The sequence below is a fragment of the Clostridioides sp. ES-S-0005-03 genome (assembly GCF_020658455.1).
In the GTDB taxonomy this organism is placed as follows: domain Bacteria; phylum Bacillota; class Clostridia; order Peptostreptococcales; family Peptostreptococcaceae; genus Clostridioides.
The window spans coordinates 1443492-1467853 of record NZ_JACVWI010000001.1 but is presented as its reverse complement, the minus strand read 5'-3'; the positions used below and the strand labels follow the sequence as shown (position 1 = coordinate 1467853).

19 protein-coding genes are annotated in these 24362 nt (G+C 26.3%); all 19 read left to right on the top strand.

The window, feature by feature from the left end:
- Positions 1 to 3 precede the first annotated feature (3 nt).
- Positions 4 to 2232, top strand: a complete 2229-nt coding sequence (locus IC218_RS06815; protein WP_227824092.1) for a LamG domain-containing protein — start codon at positions 4 to 6, stop codon at positions 2230 to 2232.
- Position 2233: 1 nt separating this feature from the next.
- The gene (locus IC218_RS06810; protein WP_227824091.1) at positions 2234 to 4066 is read left to right on the top strand and encodes a hypothetical protein; all 1833 of its coding nucleotides are present in this window, start codon (positions 2234 to 2236) and stop codon (positions 4064 to 4066) included.
- A gap of 1 nt (position 4067) precedes the next feature.
- Positions 4068 to 6083: a discoidin domain-containing protein gene (locus tag IC218_RS06805; RefSeq protein WP_227824090.1), complete on the top strand. Its 2016-nt coding sequence runs from the start codon at positions 4068 to 4070 to the stop codon at positions 6081 to 6083.
- Positions 6083 to 7576 carry a hypothetical protein gene (locus IC218_RS06800; RefSeq protein WP_227824089.1) on the top strand — a complete coding sequence of 498 codons (1494 nt, stop codon included), beginning with the start codon at positions 6083 to 6085 and terminating at the stop codon, positions 7574 to 7576. Before IC218_RS06805 ends, IC218_RS06800 begins: the two co-directional genes overlap by 1 nt.
- Before the next feature lie 207 nt (positions 7577 to 7783).
- Entirely contained in the window at positions 7784 to 9295 is a 1512-nt protein-coding gene (locus tag IC218_RS06795; protein WP_227824088.1) for a hypothetical protein, read from the top strand.
- Between the two features lie 4 nt (positions 9296 to 9299).
- The gene (locus tag IC218_RS06790; RefSeq protein ID WP_227824087.1) at positions 9300 to 9905 is read left to right on the top strand and encodes a hypothetical protein; all 606 of its coding nucleotides are present in this window, start codon (positions 9300 to 9302) and stop codon (positions 9903 to 9905) included.
- A 72-nt stretch (positions 9906 to 9977) separates the two neighbouring features.
- On the top strand, positions 9978 to 12284 hold the full coding sequence (locus tag IC218_RS06785) for a phage tail protein (protein WP_227824086.1): 2307 nt from the start codon (positions 9978 to 9980) through the stop codon (positions 12282 to 12284).
- A 49-nt stretch (positions 12285 to 12333) separates the two neighbouring features.
- The gene (locus IC218_RS06780; protein ID WP_227824085.1) at positions 12334 to 13026 is read left to right on the top strand and encodes a hypothetical protein; all 693 of its coding nucleotides are present in this window, start codon (positions 12334 to 12336) and stop codon (positions 13024 to 13026) included.
- A 146-nt stretch (positions 13027 to 13172) separates the two neighbouring features.
- Positions 13173 to 13790 carry a hypothetical protein gene (locus IC218_RS06775; protein ID WP_227824084.1) on the top strand — a complete coding sequence of 206 codons (618 nt, stop codon included), beginning with the start codon at positions 13173 to 13175 and terminating at the stop codon, positions 13788 to 13790.
- Complete coding sequence (locus tag IC218_RS06770) at positions 13771 to 14904, top strand: hypothetical protein (RefSeq protein WP_227824083.1); 1134 nt, start codon at positions 13771 to 13773, stop codon at positions 14902 to 14904. Before IC218_RS06775 ends, IC218_RS06770 begins: the two co-directional genes overlap by 20 nt.
- Positions 14905 to 14925: 21 nt before the next feature.
- Positions 14926 to 15414 (top strand): hypothetical protein, encoded by a 489-nt coding sequence (locus IC218_RS06765; RefSeq protein WP_227824082.1) that lies wholly within the window; start codon positions 14926 to 14928, stop codon positions 15412 to 15414.
- Between the two features lies 1 nt (position 15415).
- Complete coding sequence (locus IC218_RS06760; protein ID WP_227824081.1) at positions 15416 to 16486, top strand: hypothetical protein; 1071 nt, start codon at positions 15416 to 15418, stop codon at positions 16484 to 16486.
- A complete protein-coding gene (locus tag IC218_RS06755; protein ID WP_227824080.1) occupies positions 16479 to 16847 on the top strand; it encodes a hypothetical protein in 369 nt (122 codons plus the stop codon). Before IC218_RS06760 ends, IC218_RS06755 begins: the two co-directional genes overlap by 8 nt.
- A gap of 38 nt (positions 16848 to 16885) precedes the next feature.
- Positions 16886 to 20530 (top strand): hypothetical protein, encoded by a 3645-nt coding sequence (locus tag IC218_RS06750; RefSeq protein WP_227824079.1) that lies wholly within the window; start codon positions 16886 to 16888, stop codon positions 20528 to 20530.
- Positions 20531 to 20570: 40 nt separating this feature from the next.
- Complete coding sequence (locus IC218_RS06745; RefSeq protein WP_227824078.1) at positions 20571 to 21347, top strand: hypothetical protein; 777 nt, start codon at positions 20571 to 20573, stop codon at positions 21345 to 21347.
- Positions 21340 to 21753, top strand: coding sequence for a hypothetical protein (locus IC218_RS06740; protein ID WP_227824077.1), 414 nt, complete (start codon positions 21340 to 21342; stop codon positions 21751 to 21753). Before IC218_RS06745 ends, IC218_RS06740 begins: the two co-directional genes overlap by 8 nt.
- Positions 21734 to 22549, top strand: a complete 816-nt coding sequence (locus IC218_RS06735) for a baseplate J/gp47 family protein (RefSeq protein WP_227824076.1) — start codon at positions 21734 to 21736, stop codon at positions 22547 to 22549. Before IC218_RS06740 ends, IC218_RS06735 begins: the two co-directional genes overlap by 20 nt.
- A gap of 8 nt (positions 22550 to 22557) precedes the next feature.
- Positions 22558 to 23232: a hypothetical protein gene (locus tag IC218_RS06730; RefSeq protein ID WP_227824075.1), complete on the top strand. Its 675-nt coding sequence runs from the start codon at positions 22558 to 22560 to the stop codon at positions 23230 to 23232.
- Positions 23233 to 24351 carry a Low copy number virion structural protein gene (locus tag IC218_RS06725; protein ID WP_227824074.1) on the top strand — a complete coding sequence of 373 codons (1119 nt, stop codon included), beginning with the start codon at positions 23233 to 23235 and terminating at the stop codon, positions 24349 to 24351.
- Positions 24352 to 24362 lie beyond the last annotated feature (11 nt).

The window sequence follows — 24362 nt, the reverse complement described above, 5'->3', positions numbered from 1 at the left end:
TAAATGTCTATAGTTGGTGAACAGTTGTTACAGCCAGAAGCTGGATGGCAAAGAATTGATAACATTGATAATAATTTTAAATATATAGGATTATGGAAAAAAGATACAAGTTCAGGGCTTTATAATAACACAGGTATGTTTATACAAGAAAATGCAACAATAGAAGAAGTAAATTCTAGTTATATTACATTTGCTTTTTATGGTTCAAAAATAAGGATATTCCATAGTAGATATACTAGTCATTCTTCTAATATGAAATGTATTATAGACGATATTGAGTATGAAAATTATAATATTCATGGAGAAACTATAAGACAATATCTTGCCTTTGATAAAATAAATTTAGAAAAGAAGATTCATTTGGTAAAAATTAAAAGTGATGATGGTGTCAGATTTGATTTTGATTGTATAGATATAGATGAAGATGGATATATGATAGATTTAATTGAAACCAAACTAACGAAAAAATCTACATTAGAATCTATGGAAATAGGAGATATAATTCCTTGCAGATATACAGTGCCTATTTCTGGAAAAGTAGGATATTTTTCAGAACTTGGAAGGTGTAATTGTGAAGGAATAGATGTAGATACTTCATCAGATACACCAGATGGAAAGTTTTATTTTATAAAAGTTGATGATAATAAATTTATTGCTGATAGAAATGTTCAATCTTCTATTTCATGGAATAAATTAAACAAAAACAAATTAACTTGTAAAATGCTTTCTCCAACTTCTTTAGTATTTGATGGTAAGTCATCATATGTAAGTATACCTATAGAAAAAATTAGGAACACTAAAGAGATAACAATAAAAATAAAAATATATAAAGATGACTGGTCAATTGGAAATAAGCAAATAATTTTTAGTTGTACACAAACTGGTGGATATGATTGCCTCTATACTCCTAGTAATGGATATTTTCAGTCTAGCATTGCTATAAACTCAACATCATATTTAAGACTAGGTTTTACTGTTGACTTAAGTAACAATGGTTGGAAAACTATATATATATCATTTGATGGAGAAAATTTTAAAATGTATGAGGGAAATACACTTAAAGCAAACGCCAAGAAGGTAGGCAATATTGTATATGGAAGTACAAATCATTTTGTTATAGGAGCTGAAGCTGGAGCAGGCACTAGTATTGAAGACTATTTATCTAAATTAACAGGCAAAGTTTCAGAATTTACAATATGGGATAAATCGATAGATCCAGCAACTATAGAAGATAATCTAACAGGGAATGAAGAAAATCTAATTTGTCTATTTAAATCTACTAATGCAATTGGGGATACACTTTATGATTTATCACCAACTAAAAATAATGCAACTATTTTTAATTGTATAAAAGAATATGACAATAGTAATAAATATCATTATACTATTCCAAGTGGGGGTATAGCGTATAATGATGATATAACAATATCCTTTCCAAAGAAAGCTTTAAAATCAAACGAAAATGATGACTATATTTTAGAACAAAGTTCAACATACAGTACAGGATTTCTTGCGTATTTAGCTTTCAATAAAACAAACATAGATTCTGATGACTGTTGGCATAGTAATTCTGAACCTAACCCATATATTAAAGTGTCATCAAAAAAAGATAAAATACCAGTTTCTGGATTTAGGTTAACTAACAGAAATTGTCCTGGTTCTATCCAACCTCCATCCTCTTGTACTGTATATGGAAGCAATGATAATACAGTTTTCGAAAAGATATATGAAACATCAAATTTACCTTCAGGAAATAAAGCTACTTCTTATCATTATTTTAATTCACAAGTAGAATATTTACATTATAAATTCAATTTTCAGCACGCAGATTTATATATAGCTGTAGGTGAATTAGAAATGTTTAAAGAATATGAGTGCAAAGATTCATCTTCAAGCTTAATTAATAAAAATAAAGGTGGATGGCCAATAGAAAATGATTGGGATACATATATAAGAAATAGTGATTTAAAAGGAAAGATAATAGCAGGAGACAATGATATATGGAACTATCGCAATATGATTTCTTTATGTAAAGAGAAGGTTATTACAGGATTAAAAGATATTAACAATGGAAATATAGAGCCTACAAATGGGAATATATTAATACCAGTTCGTGGCAAAATTGAAGATATTGACGATTTGTCAGCAAAAAGATTTAATATATGTTTATCTTCATCTGTCGCTAAAAATACAGGTTTCAGACCTATGTTAATTGCAGAGGGAGGGATATAGTATGGCTAGTGTAGGTAGTACTTTACCAGAGCCAGAACAAGGTTGGAAAAGATATGACAACACAGACAGTAGAATAAAATATGTCAATAAGTGGACTATAAATAATAATGCTCCAACTGCTTATAACAATACAGGATGTATTACAAATTATAGACATGGTGAAAATGGGATATTAGAATTTAGATTTACTGGTACTAAAATAAGATTAATAGTTCCTGGTTCTGATGGTTCTCATACAGATAAGTGTACAGTAGAGATAGATGGTGAAAAATTTATAGCTAGCCAATGTACATCAAATCTTATACATCCTAATTATATTTATCAAATGTTATTTTTTGAAAAGCTTGATTTAACAGATAGTGTTCATACTGTTAAGCTATATATAGAACTTGGAACACCGCCACCTTCAAGTGCTCCTTATGGAGATAATTATTTAGCTTTAGATGCAATTGATGTAGATGTAAGCGAATCTCTATTGCATCACACACTAGAAGAAAATAACTTAATACAAAATATTCAAATTGGAGAATATATACCTTGTGATTACACTTATGAAGATGGTTTTTCAAACTTTGGGACAGGAAAATCAATAAATTTTATTTGTGTTGAACATAATTTAAACCAAAGTATATTAATGTCAGATACAGTAATTCCAAATTTAAGCTTTGATGAAATAAATAATAAAGGATTTATTTATGGTAATTTACTAGAAAGCCAACCTTATGGAAATTATTTATGTACTATAAAGTCAATTACAGATAGTCCATTTAATGATAACTATTTCTATTCAGAATATGATAAATACGTTTTAAATAGTAGTTTAAATAACTTAATTACTGCTGGAGATAAAGATATATGGCATCACAATTTAGCATCTATAACGGATACTTTTTCTGATTCAGATAATACTAAGGTAACAATTAGAGGTGGTACAAATTCAGACTCATATAATATAGTTAATACATCTGCTAAGAATGATGCAAGTGGCTTTAGACCAGTTCTAATTATTAAGAAATTATACTTTTATCCAGAGTTTGATATTAATTATATTTTTGGAGAATGTAATGGCATTATAAATATAATTAATATATCATTAGATAAAATAATAGATATACCAAAAATAAAAGTAAAAATCATTAATAAAAGTAATGATACAGAAATATTATATACAAATTTACTTGATGTAAATGAAGGGAGTTTGGATATAGATGTAATTAATACTAATTTACTAGATGGATTAAATATCTTAGAAATTATCATAGAAGATGAAAATAATTATACTTCAGAACCAAAAACTCTAAATGTGTTTAAACATTATGAAGGAATTATTCAATATGCTAAAGTGGTTGTAACTAATAATATACCCTTTGATAAAGAATATAAAAGTGTGAAAGTCAAATTAAAATCTGATGGCTCAATTATTGGTATATATACTATAGATAATACCAATTATAGTATTTTTAATATAAATTCTATTTTTGATATAAATTCTAATAATATTAATTTATTTTTATTAATGGACAAAGATACTATTCTAAACGCTTATAAGATAATTTGTGAAGATAAGAAAAATCTTTCTTTTGATAATGCTGAGTTAATACCTTTGCCATCACAAGGTACTGATGAAGATACAAATTCAATAAATAAAGAAGAAGTGATAAAAATAATAAATGAAACTGTTAATCCCAAACTAGATTTAATAAATAAAAATCTAAGCTTATCTGATTTAAAAATTCAACTAAAATATGATAAAGAATTAAATCTTTCTGCTAATTATACATCTAACTATTATATAGATACTAAGCTTGATACATTAGAAAGAGAAGGTGAATAGTATGTCTAGTGTTGGAGAGTCACTTCCTCAACCAGAGGAAGGATGGAAAAGGTACAATGATGATTGTGTAAATATAGTCTACTCTGAATCGTATAAAAGAGTTCCTATGAGTTCATGTTATGGTGGAACAGGTACATATGTTAAAAATGTTCCTTATAATGAAACAGATATTAATTTTAGTTTTATTGGTTCAAAAATAAGAATAATGTGTGACGTATGTAGCGATAGGTCTGATTTAATTGATATTAATCTTGATGGTAAAGTTGAACAATTTAGCACAAGAACTGGTAACGCTTGGAATTTTTCTAAAATAGTATATGAAAAATTAGAACTAGATAATAAACTACATAATATTAAAATATCAATAAATAAAAATAGCGTTGTTGTTTATTTTTTCTTAGATTGTGTAGATATAGATGAAGATGGACATGTTCTATCTCCAATAGAAGGTAAATTAGAACAACGAGCTTCAATAGAAGACATGAAGATAGGAGATATAATATCTTGTAGATATACTGCTTCTACTGATGGTAAAATAGGGGGTTTTTCAGAGTTAGGAAATTGCAACTGTGAGGAAATTCCAAGGGATGTATCAAATTCAACTCCAGATGGAAAATTCTTTTTTGTTAAAGTAGATGATAATAAATTAATAGCAGATAGAAATATACAAAACAATATCTCATGGAACGAAATTAATAAATCTGATATTGACTTTTTCTATAGAGAAAAAGTGTTTCCTATAAAAGATTGTGAAAGTGATGAGACAGATGAATATATTTTAAAAGCAAGTAGTGTATATGAAAATAGGCATGCTTACAATGCATTTGGTAACAAAATAGGATGGCACAGTGAATTATATAACTATCCACATATATTACAAGTTAGTTTCAAAAGAAAACCTCAAAGAATAAACTCATATAAGTTTCACTTTGGAAATAACGAACAGTTTCCACAGTCAGCAACAGAATGGACTATAGAGGCTAGTAATGATGAATTAAATTGGGTTATTTTACATACAGTTAAAGAAAATCCAGCTCCAAAACATGATCAAATTAAAAATTATATCTTTAAAAATGAAATTTTTTATAATCATTATAGAATAAAAATAACAAATTCAAATTCTAACTCTGGATGTGTAGCTATAAAATGTTTAGATTTCTTCTATAAAGAATTTTCTATATGTTTACCAGATGGTGGAGTAGCTTACAATAATGATATAACAGTATCTTTTCCTAAAAAAGCTTTAACATCAAATGAAACTGATGAGTATAAATTAAATGCAAGTAGCTCTCTTAGGGAAATGCTTCTATATAAAGCATTTAATAAATCAAACATAAATGAAGATGATTGTTGGCATAGTGCTAATGAAGCAAATCCATATATAAAAATAATTTCAAAAAAAGAAAAAATAATTTCAAATGGATTTATGTTCACTAATAGAAATAGTGATTCATTCCCTCAAGCTCCTAATTTATGTATTGTGTACGGTAGTAATGATAACGAAAAATTTGAAAAAATATATGAGTCATCAAACTTTCCTCAAAATGCTAGAGCGGTATCTTACCATTATTTTAATTCTCAGGTAGAATATTTATATTATCAATTTAATTTTAGTGGAGCAACAGGTTATGTAGCTATAGGTGAATTAAAAATACTTAAAGAGTACGAGTACAAAAACTCTTCTTCAAGTTTAGTTAATAAAAATCAAGGAGGTTGGCCAACCGTTAATGATTGGGATACATATATATGGAAAAGTGATTTAAATGGAAAAATAGAGCATGGTTACAACAATATATGGAATTATAAAAATATTGCATCTTTAACAGATAACATTGCGATTTTATCAGTTGTAGATGTATGGGGAACAAGACCAAATGGAACCTCAATTGCTGTTAGAGGATATAATGATCAATTCGTAAATGATAGTAGTCCTAAAAGGTATGGTATAATAAATAATGCCTATACGGCTTCTAATGTAGGATTTAGACCAATGTTAGTAATAGGTGGTGACGAATAATGGCTATTGTAGGGGAACAATTACTTCAACCAGAATTAGGATGGAAAAGATATGATGAATCTAGCATACGATCTATAAATAAAAACTGTAGTTCAGAGGCTCATAGTGTTTATTGTGGAGGTTCAGCTACTTTACTTAAAAGAACTGATAGCAGTTATAAATTCAAATTTTATGGAAATAAGTTAAGACTTATATCAGATAAAAATTCAAATAGACCAAAAGATAATACCAAGATAACTATTGATGGAACTGAATATGTAGCTAATTCATATGGCAGTCAACCTATTCCACAGATACTTGTAATTAGTTTAGAAAATCTAGAAAATTCTATACATGAAGTTGTAATATCACCTGTTAAAGAAGGATTTGTGGTTGTTGACTGTATAGATATAAATGAAGATGGATATATTACTGATTTACCTTTAGAAAAAAATAAAATTATTAATAAGATAAAAGTTGGAGAATATATTTCATGTAATTACACTTACAATAATGGTTTCACAGATTTTTATAGTGGGACAGACATGAATTTTATTTGTGTAAAGCATACAGATAGAGAATCCATATTGATATCCGATAAAGTTTTTCCTAATTTATCATTTGATGATGTAAATCAAAAAGGATTTATATATGGTAATGAATTAGATAATCAGCCTTACAAGCATAATGTATTAATAGTTCGTTCACTAATTGGTGGAGCTAACAATAATGGATTATCCGAATATGATAAGTATATTGTAAATTCAGACTTAAATGGACTAATAACACCAGGAGACAAAACTATTTGGAATTGGGATATTTGTAGTATTACAAGTTCTATATCAGCATCTGATAATTCTAAAATAATAACTAGAGGATACTCTAGCCTTACAAACTATTCAACAAACAATACTTTCAACAATAAAGGCCCAAATTTTGGGTTTAGACCAGTATTGATTATTAGACATTTATATGTCTCTCCATCATTTGAAATAAACCAATTTGGAAATTTTGATAATTGTTTTAGTATAGCGAATATAAATTTAGATATATCAATAAAAATTCCTAAAGTAAGTGTCAGTATAATAAATACAACTAATTCCAAAACTTTTATTTCTACTGAATTAATAAATGTTGTAGATAATTCTTTAAATATAGATTATACATTTAATAAAGACGATTTTGAATTAAATAAAGTAAATGTACTAAAGATTACTTTAACCGATGAAAATGAGTTTGAAACATCTATAGAAATAAATACATTCCCTATCGAAGATAAGCTGCTTATATTTAACAATTCAATAACCTCTACTATCATTGAAAACAAACATAATAAAGATAGAATGATTGTCTGTGCTAATATAAAGGATAATTGTATTGTATTATACTTAAATAATAATAATTACATTGAAGCAAACCTTGAAGATTATGGTAGTGTAAATAAAAATACGAAATTAAAATTTTTATTAGATAAAAATTCTGATTTAATATCTTATGGATTATCATTTATATAAAAAATAATTAATACTAAAGCCAATGAAGTATAAAAAAGGAAATCTAAAATAAAAAATAATTATCGTGATTTGCAAATAAAATATAAATTAAAATCTACAAAATAAATATAAGTGGTAGTATATTAAATAATGTCAAGATATATAGTGTATTTAATTAATCTTGAAGAATTATAAAAAATAAAGATGATTAGAAGGAAAGAAATAATCATGAACATATCAAAAAATTTGCTTAATGAACAAGAATTCTATGGCAAAAATATCTATCTATTGGGAACTTCAGAATTTGGGCCAGTAAACACTCCAATAAAAATAAATTCAATTTCTCACATGAATTCAAACTTTGGGAAAAAAGGTTCTTTAGTTGAAGCCTATAAAATTATAAAAGAATCCAAATTAGACTGTAAAGTTTATCTATGTAAAATTACAGGAGCACATGCAGAAATTTATCTGGATGTGAAATGTGCTAATGGAGAAATAATAAAAAACAGTATACACATTAAATCAAAGTATGCAAATGAAATATATAATGATATTGAAATAATGATAAATCAAGATGACTTACGGGTGGTCTATCCAAAAAATTTAGGGGATTATGTATCAAAATATCCATATAAAAATTATCCTACTTTGTATGATTTATCAGAAGCTATAAATAAAGATTCTCAAAAGCTAAAAGGGATGATAATTTGTAGTATTTATTGTGATTCTTATATAGAAACAAAGGATTCTATAATTGAAGTAAATCAAAGTACATATAAACTTAGTGGAGGATATAATGGATTAGATTGCAACAAAAATATAATGTACAATAACTTAGACAGTACATACACTATTTTAGAAGGACTTGATGTAGATATTATTATGCCTTTAGGAGTATATTATGATGATATATTTACAGATGACAGAGAAAAAATAGATAAATATTATGACCTAACAAGAGACTATCTAACTATTAAAGATGGAGAACGATACTTGACTTTTTATGAACAATTGCTTAATTTTTGTAAAGTTCAAATGAAAACTGGTATCATAACTCATGGTGTTATTGGACTTAATCTAACTAATGAGATTTGGGTAGATGAGAAAAAATATATTGCTATACTGGAATATTTTAAAAAAGTAAATGAAGTATCAAAATTTAATAAAAATTATGAACAATTGGTAAGTGTAGTAGCTGGAGATGTATATACCACATATGGTACTAACATTGTAAATGCAAGTATAGTATATGCTCCCCTTGTAGCAAGTTTAGATATTATAGCAAATACTACAAATAAGGAAGTTCCAGAATCATTTTCACTATTTAATACCTTTGATACTTCAACAATAGAAAAAATGAATGAACTTGGATATGTATCATTTAGATTTAGTCAGTTACATAGAAGGGTAGTAGTATCAAATGGAATTACAATGAGTGAGCATACAGAATATAAGTATTTATGTAATGTAAGAATGATTCAGTTGACCATGTGTTACATAAAAAAGATGTTATATTCATATATAGGTGAAAATATAGATGCTTTGTTATCATCTGGATATTTAAAAGAAAACTTAACACAATTGTTAGATGAATTAAGGGAGAGAGAACTTATAAGTGAATATATAATAAATGAACTATCTAAACGTAAATCAGGAGAATTATTTTTAGTCTTAAGTTTAAAGACAGTATATATGCTAGAGTATGTTAAAACCTATAGTGGTTTGAGTATAGGTAGGTGAAAAAGTGAATACAGAATCTATTCAAAATAATAAAAATATATTTATAACTAAAGAATACATTAATAACTTTGAAAAGATAGAAGAAATACTAGAGTATATTTTAAAAACAGAATTAGAAGATAATTGGGGAGTAATTTCCTTTGAAACAATAAAAAAAGATGAGACAGATAAAATTATACTGCCACAAATAAATTACTGTGTAAAATTAAGAGAAATATCTAAAGGAAAAAGTTATAAGCCAATGTTGACTGATATAATTGATGAATTAGATGAAAATAAAGAAAAAACAGGTAAAGTAATTAAAGTGTATAGACAAAGTTTTGATTGCATACTAGAATTTAGATTTATAGCTAAAACACAAAAAGAATGTAGAAGACTTATGGAAGCTTTTGAGGACATAATAACATCTTACACAGGATTTCTAAAGAAAAAAGGTCTAGGGGATATTTTCTTTTTAAAAGAAATCTCAACTGAAGATAACATAAGTTTTGATGAAAATACTTCAGTTAAAACATCTGAATATTTTATACGATTAGAAAAAGTAAAAACTTTAAATGTAAATAAACTTAAAAATATAGAAATGAAATTTTCTGTAAAGGATAGAATTTAGCCAAGAATAGTATAAATTCCACTTGGTATAAAGTCTATAATATCTACAAAATTTAAAGGGGGAAAAACCTTTATGGCAAACTTAGGAAATATGTATCCTAATCTTCCAGGAATGTTAGTCGAATTTAAAGATGGTGGTTCTGCACTTAGATTTGGTTTGGATGAATATAAAACTGATAGTATGTTGTTACTTGGGACAGCAGTTGATGGCCCAGTAATGGAGCCTGTAGCGATAGATGATTCTTCTATAGAATTATTATTTGGTTCAGACACTAATTTAAATGGAATTCCAAATGGTTCAACATTAGTTCAATCATATAAGCAAGCTAGAGATGCTGGATGTCAAGATATAAGAGTAATGAGAATCTCTGGTACATGCGCAACGTCAAATATAAGTGCACCATCTCAAGTTGTTGAAAAAAATAAAAAGATAGATGAGGATTTATCAGTTACTCAAGGATGTGAGAAAACTGATATAAAACTAAGTGGAAAAGGGATTATTGCAAGTTCAATTAGAGTTTATGTAAAAGGAAAAGAACTACTCTCTGGATTTGTATATAATGAATTTCTTAAAAGCATATCAATAGAAAAAAATGCTTGTGATGCAGGTGTACCTGTTTCAATAGCTTATAATTATAGATATTGGGTTGAACAGAAACCAGAATATTTAACTTTGAATCGTGATAAAAAGATTTTTTTATCTAATATTCCAAATGGCGCTGCTATAGTAGTTACTTATGATGGGAAATCTATAGATGAGTATATTGAAATGAATGATAATGTCATAACAATACCATCTTTAGATGAAGGAGAAAGAGTAGTTGTAAGTTATAGGGTAGAAGTTGTAGGAGAAGAAATAGAAACTCAAGTAGATGGAAATATTTTTATGACTGCAACATCAAATCAAAAGCTACTTTTAAGTAATACTCCAGTAGATGGAACACTTACATTATATATTGGAGGAAGTAAAGTATTAGATTCAAATTCTTTTTCAATAGATAAAAAGTCAAAAACTATAACTCTTAAAAAAGAATGTTTTCAAATGGGACAAGTAGTATCTGTAAGTTATTATATGCCAGTTAAAGAGAAGATAGAAAGAAAGATAAGATTAAAATCTAAGTTTGCTGGAGATATGTATAATTTAGGTCAAGTAAAAGTAGAAGATTTGAGAGACACTTTTGGCAATTATATAGGAAAATATGTAAAAATCATTAAGCCAGAATCTAAAATGAGTATTGGTGAAGAACCTTTAATATTATCAACTCTTGACTACTTAACTTTTGGAGCATTAGTAGATGCAATAAACAATTTACAGACAACATATTTTGCAGAAACGGATACACCAGAAGAACTTACAAAAAATTTAATAAAATCAGCTACATATTTTATAGGCGGTTCTAATGGTTTAGATATGAATAAAGAAGATATGTTTAAGGCATTATCAGGAGAAAGAGATAGAAATGGATACATAGTAAAACAAGGTGCTTATCAATTGCTTGAAAATTATAATGTAGATTGGATAGTTCCTTTAGGTGTTTATGCTGATGATAAACTATTTGACAGACATCAAGATTTTGCATATGAACTTGCTTTATTCTGTGCAGTGTTATCCTATAGAAATAAATCTACATATGGTGTAATAGCAATGAATCCATTAAAAGATACATCTCTATCAGGTGTCCAATCACACTCTAAATATTTAACACAATACAGTAATGAATTTTTAATGAAGGATGATAAAGGTACTATAATTACTGCTGGTCAGGGAAACTCTATAGACCTTGGAAAGTTTATATCAGTAGTTGCAGGTCCTACACCTATAGTGGAACATAAGGTAAGTTCGCTTAGAGAAGGAAATCCAGCAGTACTTTATACTGCGTTCAATACAAGTATTTTACCACATTCATCTCCAACAAATAAGATATTAAGTGGTGTGAAATCACTAAAATATTCTTTTTCAAATGCACAATTAAATGATATAACAGGGAACAAATTGGTTTCATTCAACTCTAAAAAATTAAATGGTAGAACTTGCTTAAATAAGGTTTTTGTAGTAGATGCTCCAACATCTGCGAAGAAAGATAGTGTATATTCAAAATTATCTACATTAAAAGTTATGAGAGTAGTAACTGATAATATAAGGGAAGTGGCAGACCCATTTATAGGGGAAGCAAATACAATAGAACAGAGAAATGCACTAAGTGCAACAATTGCAAAAAGACTAGATGCATTATTATTACAAGGAGTTATATTAGATTATAGTTTCAATCTAATAGCAACACAACAAGATTTAATATTAGGACAAGCTAAGTTGGAAGTTGGTATAGTAGCACCACAAGAACTTAGAAAAATAACTACTATAGTAGGTCTAAAAAAATAAAAACGGAAGAAAACCATCCGTTTATATTTAATAGTTAGGAGATATCGTTATGTCAAGTCCGAATATAAACACACTAACATCATTTTCTGGTGCTGATTTGGTTGTAAGCTTTGCAAATCAAGTTATTGGAGAATTACAAAAAATATCGTGGAGTATAGAACGTGAAAAAAAACCAGTATACACATTAGGAAGCCCAGATGCAAGAAGTTTTTCAAGAGGTAAAAGAGAGATTAAAGGTTCCTTAGTATTTGCTATGTTTGACCAAGATTCTCTAATTAAATCTATGAAAAGCGTTTTAAAATCATCAGAATCTACAATATTTACAACATCAGGAAAATTAGCTATAACAGAAGAAGAAAACTTTATAAATGCAGTAGAGATGTTGAAGTGGAATATAACAGCACAAGATGCTATAAATTTAAGTAGAAACATGGATAGTAAATCTAAGTATAATGAAAGTAATCCTAAAGTAAGTGATGAAAATTTTGAAATACCTAATGGCTTTAGCCCAATAAGGGATAATAGAATAATTTATTTAGATTCTTTACCACCATTTGATATAACAATGACCTTTGGAAATGAGCAAGGTCAATGTGCATTTCAAAAGATATATGATGTTGATATAATAGATGAATCTAGTGAGGTCTCTATTGATACAATTGTTTTAGAGAAAAAGTTAAATTATAGAGCTAGAAAAATATCACCACTTATACAAGGTGTATATTCAAAAGAAGAAAATTAAAATAAAACATAAAATAAAAGATGTAAATAGATAAAAGTAAAAAATTATAAGGCCTCATGTAGTAAATATTTACAGGTGTATTTTATGTATTTAAAAGCTACATGTGGTTTTTCTAAATATAAATCACAAAAGAGAGGTAAAGTAAAATGGATTTAGATAATACTTTTTACAAAGCATTTTCAAGTACAGATTCTCTCGCATTTGTTTTATTTCCAGAATCTAAGCCCATTCTTTTAGGTAGTTTAACAAGTATATCATACTCAATTCAAAGAAATAAAAAGCCAGTAACATCAATAGGAAATACAAAAGTATCTGGATATACTAGAGGACCTAAGGTGATTTCTGGAAAAATGGAATTTACTTTAATAAATCAGAATCTAATAAGTGATTTGACAAATAAGATTTCAGCTTTATCTAATAAAAAGAAGATTAGTTCAGACGAATTGCCTCTATTTGATGTAATGATAGTATCTCTAAATGAATATAAATATGTCACACAAATGATGATATATGGCATAGATATTATCAATGATAGTCAGATTATTTCTATAAATGATATTTTTATAAAAAATACAATTCACTTTGTAGCAACAGATTTAAATGATTTTATGAGTTTATCAAGTGATAAAACAGTATCAAATAATACAAGTAGTTCAAATGTATTCTCGAATTCAGTGTTTTCTTATGATTTTACTATTGAGGGATATGAATATTCTAAAAAAAGTAATTTGAAAGGCGTTAAATATGACAAATTTAAACTTTGATACTATAAATAAAAAAGAAGTAAATAAGAGAGATTATAGTACATATAAAGAAGAGTTTTATGGAAGTTCTGATGTATTAATTTATATAAATGGAAAACATAATAAACAGATATCTGCAATAAAATTTTATGTCAAAGAGCAAAGTAAACCTATTTATGGATATACATCTAGGGTATTTGATGATATAGCTGTAGGAAATAGAATAGTATTAGGATATATAAAAGTTCCTGTTAGTAATGCTCTCTCAGATACATCTAATTGTTTAGAACAAAATATAAGTATCTGTGATGACTTTATTTTAAATAAAGAAGAAAAAATATATATACCAGATTGGATATATGGATATGATTTAAGAAATCTAAATGATAATTATATATGTAAATATGATGATAACTTCTTATATAAAAATAAATGTAATTTAGATGACAATAATGTATCATTTCTTTATGATAAGTCACTATTTTATGTTGATTTTGGAAGTAAATACGATATTAGAGTACACTCTGTACAAACAGCTCTAGTGTATATGGGATATATGTATAAGGAGCTAAGCTTTAGTGAATTAAAATACGGTCATTATTGTGTATGTACATTTGATATGGTTAAGGCTTTTCAAAAAGAAAGTGGAATTATACCCACAGGAAGGTTATGTAAAAAGACTTGGAATTTAATATTTAAAAAATTATATTCTAATTATAACATCATTATTTTGAAGAATAATGAAAAAGAAATGTGTATTAAAGATATGCAAGAAGAAAATCAGTATAAATCAGATTGTAATTTAAAAGCTATAAATTCTTTTGTTTATGATGAATTAGAATGTGATTACAACTTGATAGATAATTTAATAGATGATTACAATTACAAAGAAAATAAGCTGAAATATGACTTAGAAAATTCAGACTATCAACCTTTCTTTAATCCTAATAATATAAATACACTTAGAAAAAATAATTTTTCGATAAGTCTTATATATGGAGATAAAAAAGAAAAATATAGAAAAATAATAGGAGTATCACCTGTATCAGTAAGTCAAGAAATAGATACAACAGGAAATCCTATATACGATATATACGAATTCATAGCAAAGGATGTAATTGAAACTAATAATTAAATAGTACTTGGAGGTGAGTAAATGAATTATGATGAAAAAGAAATAGAATTATTAGCAAAACAGGCCAAGCTGGACTTAGAATCTCAATATGGAAAAAATATAGACGAAATTGATTTATATGCAGATGTTTTTAGTGAGGACAGTAAAAATGAAGAATTTCAAGGTTTAGGGCTAGAAGACACTCCATTATTTGAAGGAGGACCAGGAACAATTCAAGTACAAGCATGGAAAAAGAAGTGGTCTGGTTATGATATTTATATGATTGATATTTTAAATAAAAGGTTTATATTTAGAACGATTAACAGATTTGAATATAAGCAGTTATTATCTATTCAAAATATTGACACTTTAGAACGTGAAGAAATTATATGTCAAACAGTTACATTATGGCCAGAAGAGTATAATTGGAAAGATACTACTAAGTCCTTAGCAGGTTTACCAACTTCATATTCTGAAGTAATTATGGAAAAATCAGGATTTACAAAAGAATTTACAATAGAGGTAATATAGTATGCTTTTAATAAAAGATATTATAAATATAAAAGAAAAAACAGGATATAAAAAGTTAATTCATATTAAGTTTAGTACACATGAATATATATTTAAATTAATTAATTTAAATATATACATAAAAGCTGGTATTATTTCTGATACATATGAAGAGTTTAATGATTTTATATGCCAATCTGCATTAATATATCCTGATAAATTTGTTTTTTCAAAAAGTCCAATAGCAGGATTGGCAGATGAAATATCTAAAAGAATAGTTTATGAATCTCATATTTTAGAGGAAAGTTCAATAATAGATTGTTTTGAGGAAAGTAGAAGTAAGCTTAATTCTTTTTTAGAACAGAGTAAATTATTTGTAAAAGCAGCATTTCCAGAAATTTCTCTTAAAGAAATACGAGACTGGGATTATGAAAAGCTTATGGAAATGACAGCTAAGTCTGAATATATTCTTAAATTAAGGGGCGTAGATGTGAACCTTGAATATGACAAAGATTATCCAAATAATAAGTCTAATAAAGAGTATATGAATAATCAGAATGACATAAATAATTTAAATAAGGAAAACCTAGAAAATAATTACATAAAATCTAAAAATTATCGTTTGGATTCCAATAAATTCTCAAATACAAGATGGGATAATCCAGAAAAGCTAAAAGTATTAAGGTGTAGAAATGTACAAAAATTAAATATAGGAATTAAATATGCAAATTTAGATTTTTTTAAAATAGAGAATAAAAATGATAAGGATAATATTACTAATTCAAAACATATAAAAGATAAAAAGAGAGATTACATAAGAAATAAAGATAATATCATAAATAGTACAAATAGAAAAAATTCTAAGATAAGCGATTTCTATGTTAATGAAAATTTGAAGAATTATAACGACGATATATCAAAACTTCATTTACAAATAAGAGATATTTTAAATGGAGCAGGATATAAAAATATTGATATAGACTATATTCTAGGTGGAAAAGAATCAAATATAGATTTGAATTTTTATGAAAACAGACTTGAAAAATTTAAAATAAAGATGTTAAAAATGATTGGAGATATTATAAATGAATAATTTAAATAATGTTGAAGAAGCCTTTTATAAAGAAGAATATGAAAAATTTTTATTAGGGAGAAGAATAAAAGCTAAAGCATCTTTCAATAATATCAACTCTAAATTAAATGATGAATATTGTAACTTAGAAAGTAAAGATAACATAGTAGAAGATGATATTTTTACAAATAATAATGAAGTATTAAATATGAAAATATCTGCTCAATCTCCTTTAGATACTGATATAGATTATGGTGAAAAAATTATAAAGAATCTATTTAAAAATATAAAAAATTTAAACATAAGAACTACAATACAAGATGATAGAAAAGACATAACAAGTGAGGAAATTGAAAGTGTAATATCTAAAATAATTGAGTGAATTTATAAAAGTGCTTGTGAGTTAAAGAAGGTGAGTTTATGAATAATAAGTCTAATAAGAGTTCAAACCAATCTTATTATGGAGCTATTGCTCAGGAAATAACTGATAAAGATAGTCAAGAAATAGTCAATATGCTATACAAAGAATCAACACTTAGAAACTTAGATGGTGAATATAAACCTTTAAGTTATTACGAATATATTCAATATGAACATAGGCTCAAATATAAAGACAATCTTGATAATATTTTTAGAATAGGAGACTGTTGTTTTAAAATATTACCAGAATATATAAGTATAACTTCTATAAATGATAGTGAGAGTCTTAATGAGAATAGGATGGCAAATATAGAACAATCTAAAAAACAGAATATAAGAAAAGAAATATTTGTGAACTTGACGATAAATGGTATAAATCAAGTTAATGGATATCAAGTAGAATCGCCATTTGACTTCAAATATTATGTAGATGGATTAAGAAATTTAATTTGTCAGTTTAAATATACTCCATTTGTTCCAATTGAATGTAAAGTTGTAAATGATGCAAATAGTATAAATAATGTAGCCTTAAAAAGTATGTCAGTTGAAACTGTAGAGGGTTTTTCTGAGACTCTAAGAATCAAAATAATTATGGAAGAATTTAATGTAAAGTCTTATTTTAATAAAGATAATATTTCATTAGATAAGCATATAGATTGGGATTTGTATAGATTTTATACTCAAAAAAATCTTGAAAATTCTAACTTATCAAGTCTTAAAAAGATACAGTCACTAAACTTCACTGGTAAATTTACATTTAAAAAATTACATTTAAAAAATATTGATTTTAATAAAATAAAGAGCAAAAACATTATAATGAATGAACAATATTTTGATGAAATATTGAGTAGTGAAGAAAGTGTATATCTTACATATATCAATTTTAGTTTAAGTAATACATTTTCGAACATAGGATTAAATCATGATGAAATACCAACAAAACAATATATGGGATTTAATAAAATTGACTTTGTCTTTATATTTAAAACAAGCGATGAGAGTATAATAAAAAAATTCAACAGATTAAATAATAAAAATACAAGTTTTGAAAATGAAGATAGAGATATTATAAAAGTGGAAAATGAACTTGTAAATCTGACTGGAACAGAGTACATAACCATAAAAGATGTTCAAGTAGACACTGTATTTGGATTTTGTGGATTATACAATATAACCATTAAATGTAGAAGTTATGATATGGATAAAATTCAAAATATGAAGCCAATATGCTTTAGACCATTTAATAGAGCGATAGAAACATATGAATATGAGTACAATGAAATTCCTGAGGGGAGACTAGGTACAGAAGAGGATTTTATAGATTATACATCTAAAGGAATAGATAATAAAACTATGCAGGATATTTGTGCCTCCAAGAAACTTGTATATTTGGAAATGTATCCAAATCTCAGTCTACCAAAATATAACGAAATAGACAATGCTATACAAAAAGTAAGAAATTTTAGATCTAAAAATGGAATTAAACAAACTTCACTTGTAAAATATCCTAGAACAGATATAGTTATGGGCGAAATAGCGAGAAATGAAAAATATAGTGGTTTTGTTGAACCAGACTTTTATATTATATATCCTACTAAATCTGAATGTAATAAAATTGATACACAGTTAAAAAGCATTAAATCAGATATAGTTGTAGAGCCAGAATATAAATATGGATATGAACCACAAAACATAGGTGAATTGGATGATGAATTTGAAAGAGAATTATCTTCTGACGAACACTTAATATTTAAGAATGAAAACTTTAATAAAATACATGGAAATGAGGTTGGAAAATTTAATATCGAACAAGTAAAGCCAACTCAATCTTTTAAAGAGTTTCCTAAAAATAATCGAAATACAGTTGTAGAAAATATGCTAGTTGATGAATTTTTATATTCGCAAAAAGGTACACTCATTAGGGCATTTCCAAATTTTATATTTATGTTATGTGATGAGGGTATAGATTGCTTTGATGGACAAAAAAGTTGGACAAATTACTATATATATAAGTCTATTATAGATATAAAAATATCACAAGAAGTTGATTCTCCTATATCAAGTGCAAAAGTAATTATTCCTAATGATTTTAATAATGAAAAAAATTTAGATGGTGATAGTATTGGTATAAAAAATGACACTGTAAATATGTTTAATAAAAATCAACGTATATTATCAAAAGTGTTGGAAGGATATAAAGAAGACTCAAGAGATGAAATTAATTTAGAAATAGTGAAAAAAAGAAATAAATTAGATAGACAAGACATTTTGAAAGAAGGAACTAGAGTACATATACGAATGGGATATGGTTCAAATCCCTCAAAATATCCAATTGTGTTTAATGGTACTATAATTGAAATGAACACTTCAAAAGACACTATTTTAATAGAGGCAAAGTCAGATGGATTAGAGCTTACAAATAGATATCTAAGTGAAGATATGAATTTTTTAAATGATAATATAGATTTAAAGAAAGATGCAAGTAATATAATATTAGATTTAATGAGTAAGAGAAGTTCTAAAATAGAATACCAAAATATTGAATATAAGGAAAAGAATCTTAAGAGTAAATATGATGTAGAGCATTTTGGCATGTATGATTTTAATTCTATAGAAGCTTACAAAAAAGTTCAGAGTGATATATCTAAAAATATGTATCTAAGTAATTATAATGGGATATACCTTAGTGATATTCACAGTGTTAACTATATAAGTGAATCAATTTATGAGTTTTTACCAATAGGTAAAAAAATATGGGACATATGTAAAATGAGCGAAAAATCTATGCCTGAGTTTGTAGTATATCCAAGACCATTCCTATTTGAACATAGATTATTTTTTGGTTTACCTATTTGGATGTACAAATTTGATATAAATAAGTTTAAAAATGATACCTATGAGTATTCTAAAGCTTTTTCGCAAATGCATATAGTAGACTTTAATGACTCAATTATAGCCAATAATATAAAAATAGATAATAACAATTTAATAACAAATACAAGAGGAATTTATAATGTATTAGGGACTTTAGAATCAACACCATTTATAACGAGTGATTACAATATGAAATGGTCAAATCAAAAAAATAAAGTATTAGACAATTCAATGATACAGAATTTTAATATATTTTCTACTTTAGAGGATGAAAATTTGAAATGCAGAGAATTATATGCAAATAACAGGCATATGTCTATAAGAAACTGTGTATCACAACTTCAAAATTCATGGCAAGAAACTTACAGTGGTGAGTTGATTATTATGGGGAAACCACAAGTGAATGTATATGATTTAATAGCAATTAATGATTTGTTTGGAGGACTATCAGGTGTGTGCTTAGCAAGGAAAGTAACACACTCTATAAATATGAAAACTGGATTTACAACATCAATTACACCAGGTCTATTGACTGCAAACTCATTAAAATATAGTGGTATGAGTAATATGTTAAGATCATGTAATAAAATATTGTTTTCTGTAGCAAATATATTAAACAATGAAAGCTTAGTAAGTTCAAACAATACAACTGATACTTCTAAACTAACGAGACTAGATAATTATAAGAAGCTAAATAGTATATTTACTGCACAATATGAAATGTTTAATTATAAAAACTCTATAATTAGATATCCATTATATAAAGTTTAATTCATATAGGAAGTTTAACCTAGAGTGGGAGGTAATTAATATGAAGCTTAAAGATAAATTAATAGATAACATAATAGATCCATATTCAAAGATACTGTTTACAACTTCTATAGGTAAAGTAATACATTATAATATATGTAAAAATACAGCAGATGTATATGTAGAGAACATAAAAGGCAATAGTACAACTTTTTCAAATGTACCTATTCAAAATATAGGAGAAGGAGTTCATTTATCACCATTAGAAAAAGGAGATAAAGTATATATACAATTTAATAATGGTTCTATATTTCAACCGAAAATAACAGGAGTAGTAGAGAAGTCATACAAATCTCCATCAAAAAAAAGACAAACTCATATTAGAAAAGGATGTTTATTATCAAATATAAAGAGAGATTCAAGAGAAATAACTAAAAAAACGAGCGAAACTTGGCTAGACTATGCTAATAAAGATAAGTCAAAATATAAAGATTTTATGCATAAAAATCCTATTGATAATATTGTAAAAAAAATAGAAAAAAAAGGAATTTTTGTAGGTAAAGAAGTTGGTATATACCATCCTGTAAAATCTTCAATTGTAAAATTAAGAGATGATAGTAGTATAGATATATTTACAGCAACTAATGTTGGATTAAGGATAAATGCTGAAAATAGAACTATAGAAGTTTTTGGAGATTTTTCTACCAAATCAGAAAACTGGTCAATAATATCAAATAATATAAATATATGTGCTGAAGATAAAATTACTTTATCTGGAAGTGAGATAGTTATTGATACAAAAAAGATAGAGATAAATGGAGTAGATAAGAATGTTTGATTTTTGTATAACAGATAGTGGAGAGCTAATATATGATAATAATTCGAATAATTTTTTATATTTAAATTCAGATGATTTACTTAGACAAAAATGTATTTGTAGAATAAAGTCTGTAACAAAAGATTGGTTCAATGTAGATTATATAGGTTCAGATATAGAAAAGTTTTTAGGCGAATTAAATAATAAAAATACATTAGACTTAATTATAAAGTCTATTGAACAAGCATTACTTTATGATGAGTTAGTTGGAGAAAATAGTTTGTTTTTTATACCTAAAATATGCAAAAATAGGATAGAATTATTAATTTTCATAAAAGAAAAAAGAAATAATAATCCAATTGTTATTAACATGGAAATTGATGTAGTTAGTGGGGTGAAAATCAAATATGATATTAATACACAATAAAAATTTTGAATCTCTGGTTAAAGAAACGGAAGTCGAACTAAATAAAATTGGATTTGACACAAGCCCTGGTTCTATAGCCAAACTTTTTTCTGATATAATAAATAAAAATATATCAGAATTTTATGATGTACTTACAATGAGCCATCTTCAAGCTTTTGTGACTACTGCTACTGGTAGGTTTTTAAATGCTATAGGTATATTAGTAGGATGCAAGAGATTATTTGAAGAATCAGATGAAGATTATAGAAAAAGAATTACTCATCAAACACTAACTTTGGCTAAAGCAAATGAAACTTCAATAAGATTAGCTGTCTTAAGTATCAAAGGTGTAAAAGATGTAATATTAAAAAGATACTCTCATGGACCAGGTAGTATGACTATTGTGCCAATAACTGAAAATATAAAAGATGAAGATTTACTTTTGAATGTAAGAGAAGCATTATTAGATATAACATCATTTGGAGAAAAGGTCATAGTAAAGTTGCCTAATTTTAAATATGTAAAGCTAAATGTAGGGTTGGTATTTTCTTCATATATAGGCGAAATAGAAAAACAAGCTATAAGAGTATCTGTAAGAGAAGAAATCATAAGCTATATAAATTCTATAAACATAGGAGAATCACTATTTATAAATGAATTGACACAGAGAATAATGCAAGTCAGTGATTCTATACTAAATTATTCTTGTAATAGTATTAAGATAAACAATAAAAATTGTTTGTTAATTAATCAGGAGTGCAGATGGGATGAAAAATTTATCGTATCTCCAGATGGGGATTCTGTAGTAATTATATAGGGGACATAATGACTGAAAACATATATTTGGAATTAATAAAGAGTGTTGTAGCAGTTACAACTGCAATTATCACTGTAGTTGGAGCTTGCTTAGGTAGAAAAAAATATAAAAAAAAGAATAAAGAACAATATAAAGCTATAAATAATCAATTAATGTTATATTCGCATCCAATATTTAAAAAAATAGAACTAAATAAAAATATTATAAAAATACATTTTACACTCGAGAATAAGGGAAAAGAAGCTGTTTTTAGAGAAATATTGATTAATCATATGGATATATTTAAGGTTCATGCTTTAAAACTATGTAAAAAAGTGGACTCTGGAAAGATAGTAGATACAGATGAATTATATACAGAAAGTGTTTATACATTAAATAATATTATTGCCGATTTGAAAAGTTTTTATAATGATAATAATCGTTATTCGCAAGAAGAAGTAAATGTACTTGATATAGTGATGGATAAGTATAATCATTGGAATTCAGATAGACAGCATGAAATAGTTGCTAGGATTCAAGAAATTTGTGTATCTGCTTTTTATCCAGATATATACAATAAGTCTATAACGGTATTTGATACATTTCTGTTTGTTATGAATGACATTATGTTTGATGCAAATAAAACATTAAATAATTTAAATGGAGACTTAGTAGGGCTAAAATTTAGAGGAGTGATTATCTAAATGCAAGAAAGCGATTTTGCAAGATATACAGAAAAAATAAGGTCAATGCTTCCCTTTTGGTTTGAAATGAAGAAAAAACCCAATAAGTCTATTGGGATTGAGTTTTTAAATATATTTGGTATAGAGTTGGATGAAATAGAAGAAATGCTACTTTATGCTTCAAAACAAATGTATATTGAATCAGCAGATGAAGAGTTTGTTGATTTGGTATATAAAGCTTTACTACCAAGTAACTTTAATATAAATAATATTTCTATGGTGTATACAAATCAACTCATACTTGAAAGAAGTTGTGATTTGTATACTTTTTTTGGAATAAAGAGAAATGAAAAAAATTTAGAAAATAACATAAAGCAGCCAGATTATTATTTTATTGATGAAAAGAAGAAAATAATTTATGTTAGAGAGGCATACGATAAAGAAGAAGATTTACCTTTTGGTAAAATAAAAATAAAGTTTAATAATAAAGAATTTTTATTTGAGCTAAGTCTACATCATGTATGGAACTTTTTTGATGAATTTGGTTCTTTAGTAGGATGCTCTAGGCTTAAAGGTGAGAAGAATCATGATTATAAATTGAGAATTCTTGATGTCTTTAAAAATCCAGCTAATTCAACAAAGCGAGGTCTTGCTAATGGAATTGCAAGAGAGCTTGGAATTAGAGAAGTAAAAGAATGGAAGAATATGGGCGAAGATTTTATTATATCTGAAAAGATGGTATTGATAAATACTATATCAATAGATAACAATATAATAGACTTAAATGATGTCTATATCACTTCTAGAGGAGAAATTCTTTTAAAGGGAAATCCTGATAAAAAAAATCAATCAGCAGTTATTTCTTTTATAAAAAATCTTGAAATGTATCAACTAGTGGATATAAATAATAAAAAATTAAATATAGAATTGTATAATTCAGATGCAACTCCAACAAGTCTATTAATTGATTATGTAACAAAGATAAAAGATGATACTTCAACTTTCTGGAATGATTTTAGATATGATGAAGATATTTGGGTAAGAAAAGATGAAGATTATGATAATAGTTTTTCATTTTTACCAACGTTTCTTGATTCCAGTATAAAAGGTTTTTCAAAATATGGATATTATAAAAAGTAGATTGGGGGTGA

Bases quoted from the DNA above. Each gene is read 5' to 3' on its own strand.
- IC218_RS06735 (WP_227824076.1), top strand. From the start codon at position 21,734: ATGATATTAATACACAATAAAAATTTTGAATCTCTGGTTAAAGAAACG.
- IC218_RS06805 (WP_227824090.1), top strand. From the start codon at position 4,068: ATGTCTAGTGTTGGAGAGTCACTTCCTCAACCAGAGGAAGGATGGAAA.
- IC218_RS06760 (WP_227824081.1), top strand. From the start codon at position 15,416: ATGCTTTTAATAAAAGATATTATAAATATAAAAGAAAAAACAGGATAT.
- IC218_RS06755 (WP_227824080.1), top strand. From the start codon at position 16,479: ATGAATAATTTAAATAATGTTGAAGAAGCCTTTTATAAAGAAGAATAT.
- IC218_RS06745 (WP_227824078.1), top strand. From the start codon at position 20,571: ATGAAGCTTAAAGATAAATTAATAGATAACATAATAGATCCATATTCA.
- IC218_RS06795 (WP_227824088.1), top strand. From the start codon at position 7,784: ATGAACATATCAAAAAATTTGCTTAATGAACAAGAATTCTATGGCAAA.
- IC218_RS06780 (WP_227824085.1), top strand. From the start codon at position 12,334: ATGTCAAGTCCGAATATAAACACACTAACATCATTTTCTGGTGCTGAT.
- IC218_RS06775 (WP_227824084.1), top strand. From the start codon at position 13,173: ATGGATTTAGATAATACTTTTTACAAAGCATTTTCAAGTACAGATTCT.
- IC218_RS06740 (WP_227824077.1), top strand. From the start codon at position 21,340: ATGTTTGATTTTTGTATAACAGATAGTGGAGAGCTAATATATGATAAT.
- IC218_RS06800 (WP_227824089.1), top strand. From the start codon at position 6,083: ATGGCTATTGTAGGGGAACAATTACTTCAACCAGAATTAGGATGGAAA.
- IC218_RS06815 (WP_227824092.1), top strand. From the start codon at position 4: ATGTCTATAGTTGGTGAACAGTTGTTACAGCCAGAAGCTGGATGGCAA.
- IC218_RS06770 (WP_227824083.1), top strand. From the start codon at position 13,771: ATGACAAATTTAAACTTTGATACTATAAATAAAAAAGAAGTAAATAAG.
- IC218_RS06725 (WP_227824074.1), top strand. From the start codon at position 23,233: ATGCAAGAAAGCGATTTTGCAAGATATACAGAAAAAATAAGGTCAATG.
- IC218_RS06785 (WP_227824086.1), top strand. From the start codon at position 9,978: ATGGCAAACTTAGGAAATATGTATCCTAATCTTCCAGGAATGTTAGTC.
- IC218_RS06765 (WP_227824082.1), top strand. From the start codon at position 14,926: ATGAATTATGATGAAAAAGAAATAGAATTATTAGCAAAACAGGCCAAG.
- IC218_RS06730 (WP_227824075.1), top strand. From the start codon at position 22,558: ATGACTGAAAACATATATTTGGAATTAATAAAGAGTGTTGTAGCAGTT.
- IC218_RS06810 (WP_227824091.1), top strand. From the start codon at position 2,234: ATGGCTAGTGTAGGTAGTACTTTACCAGAGCCAGAACAAGGTTGGAAA.
- IC218_RS06750 (WP_227824079.1), top strand. From the start codon at position 16,886: ATGAATAATAAGTCTAATAAGAGTTCAAACCAATCTTATTATGGAGCT.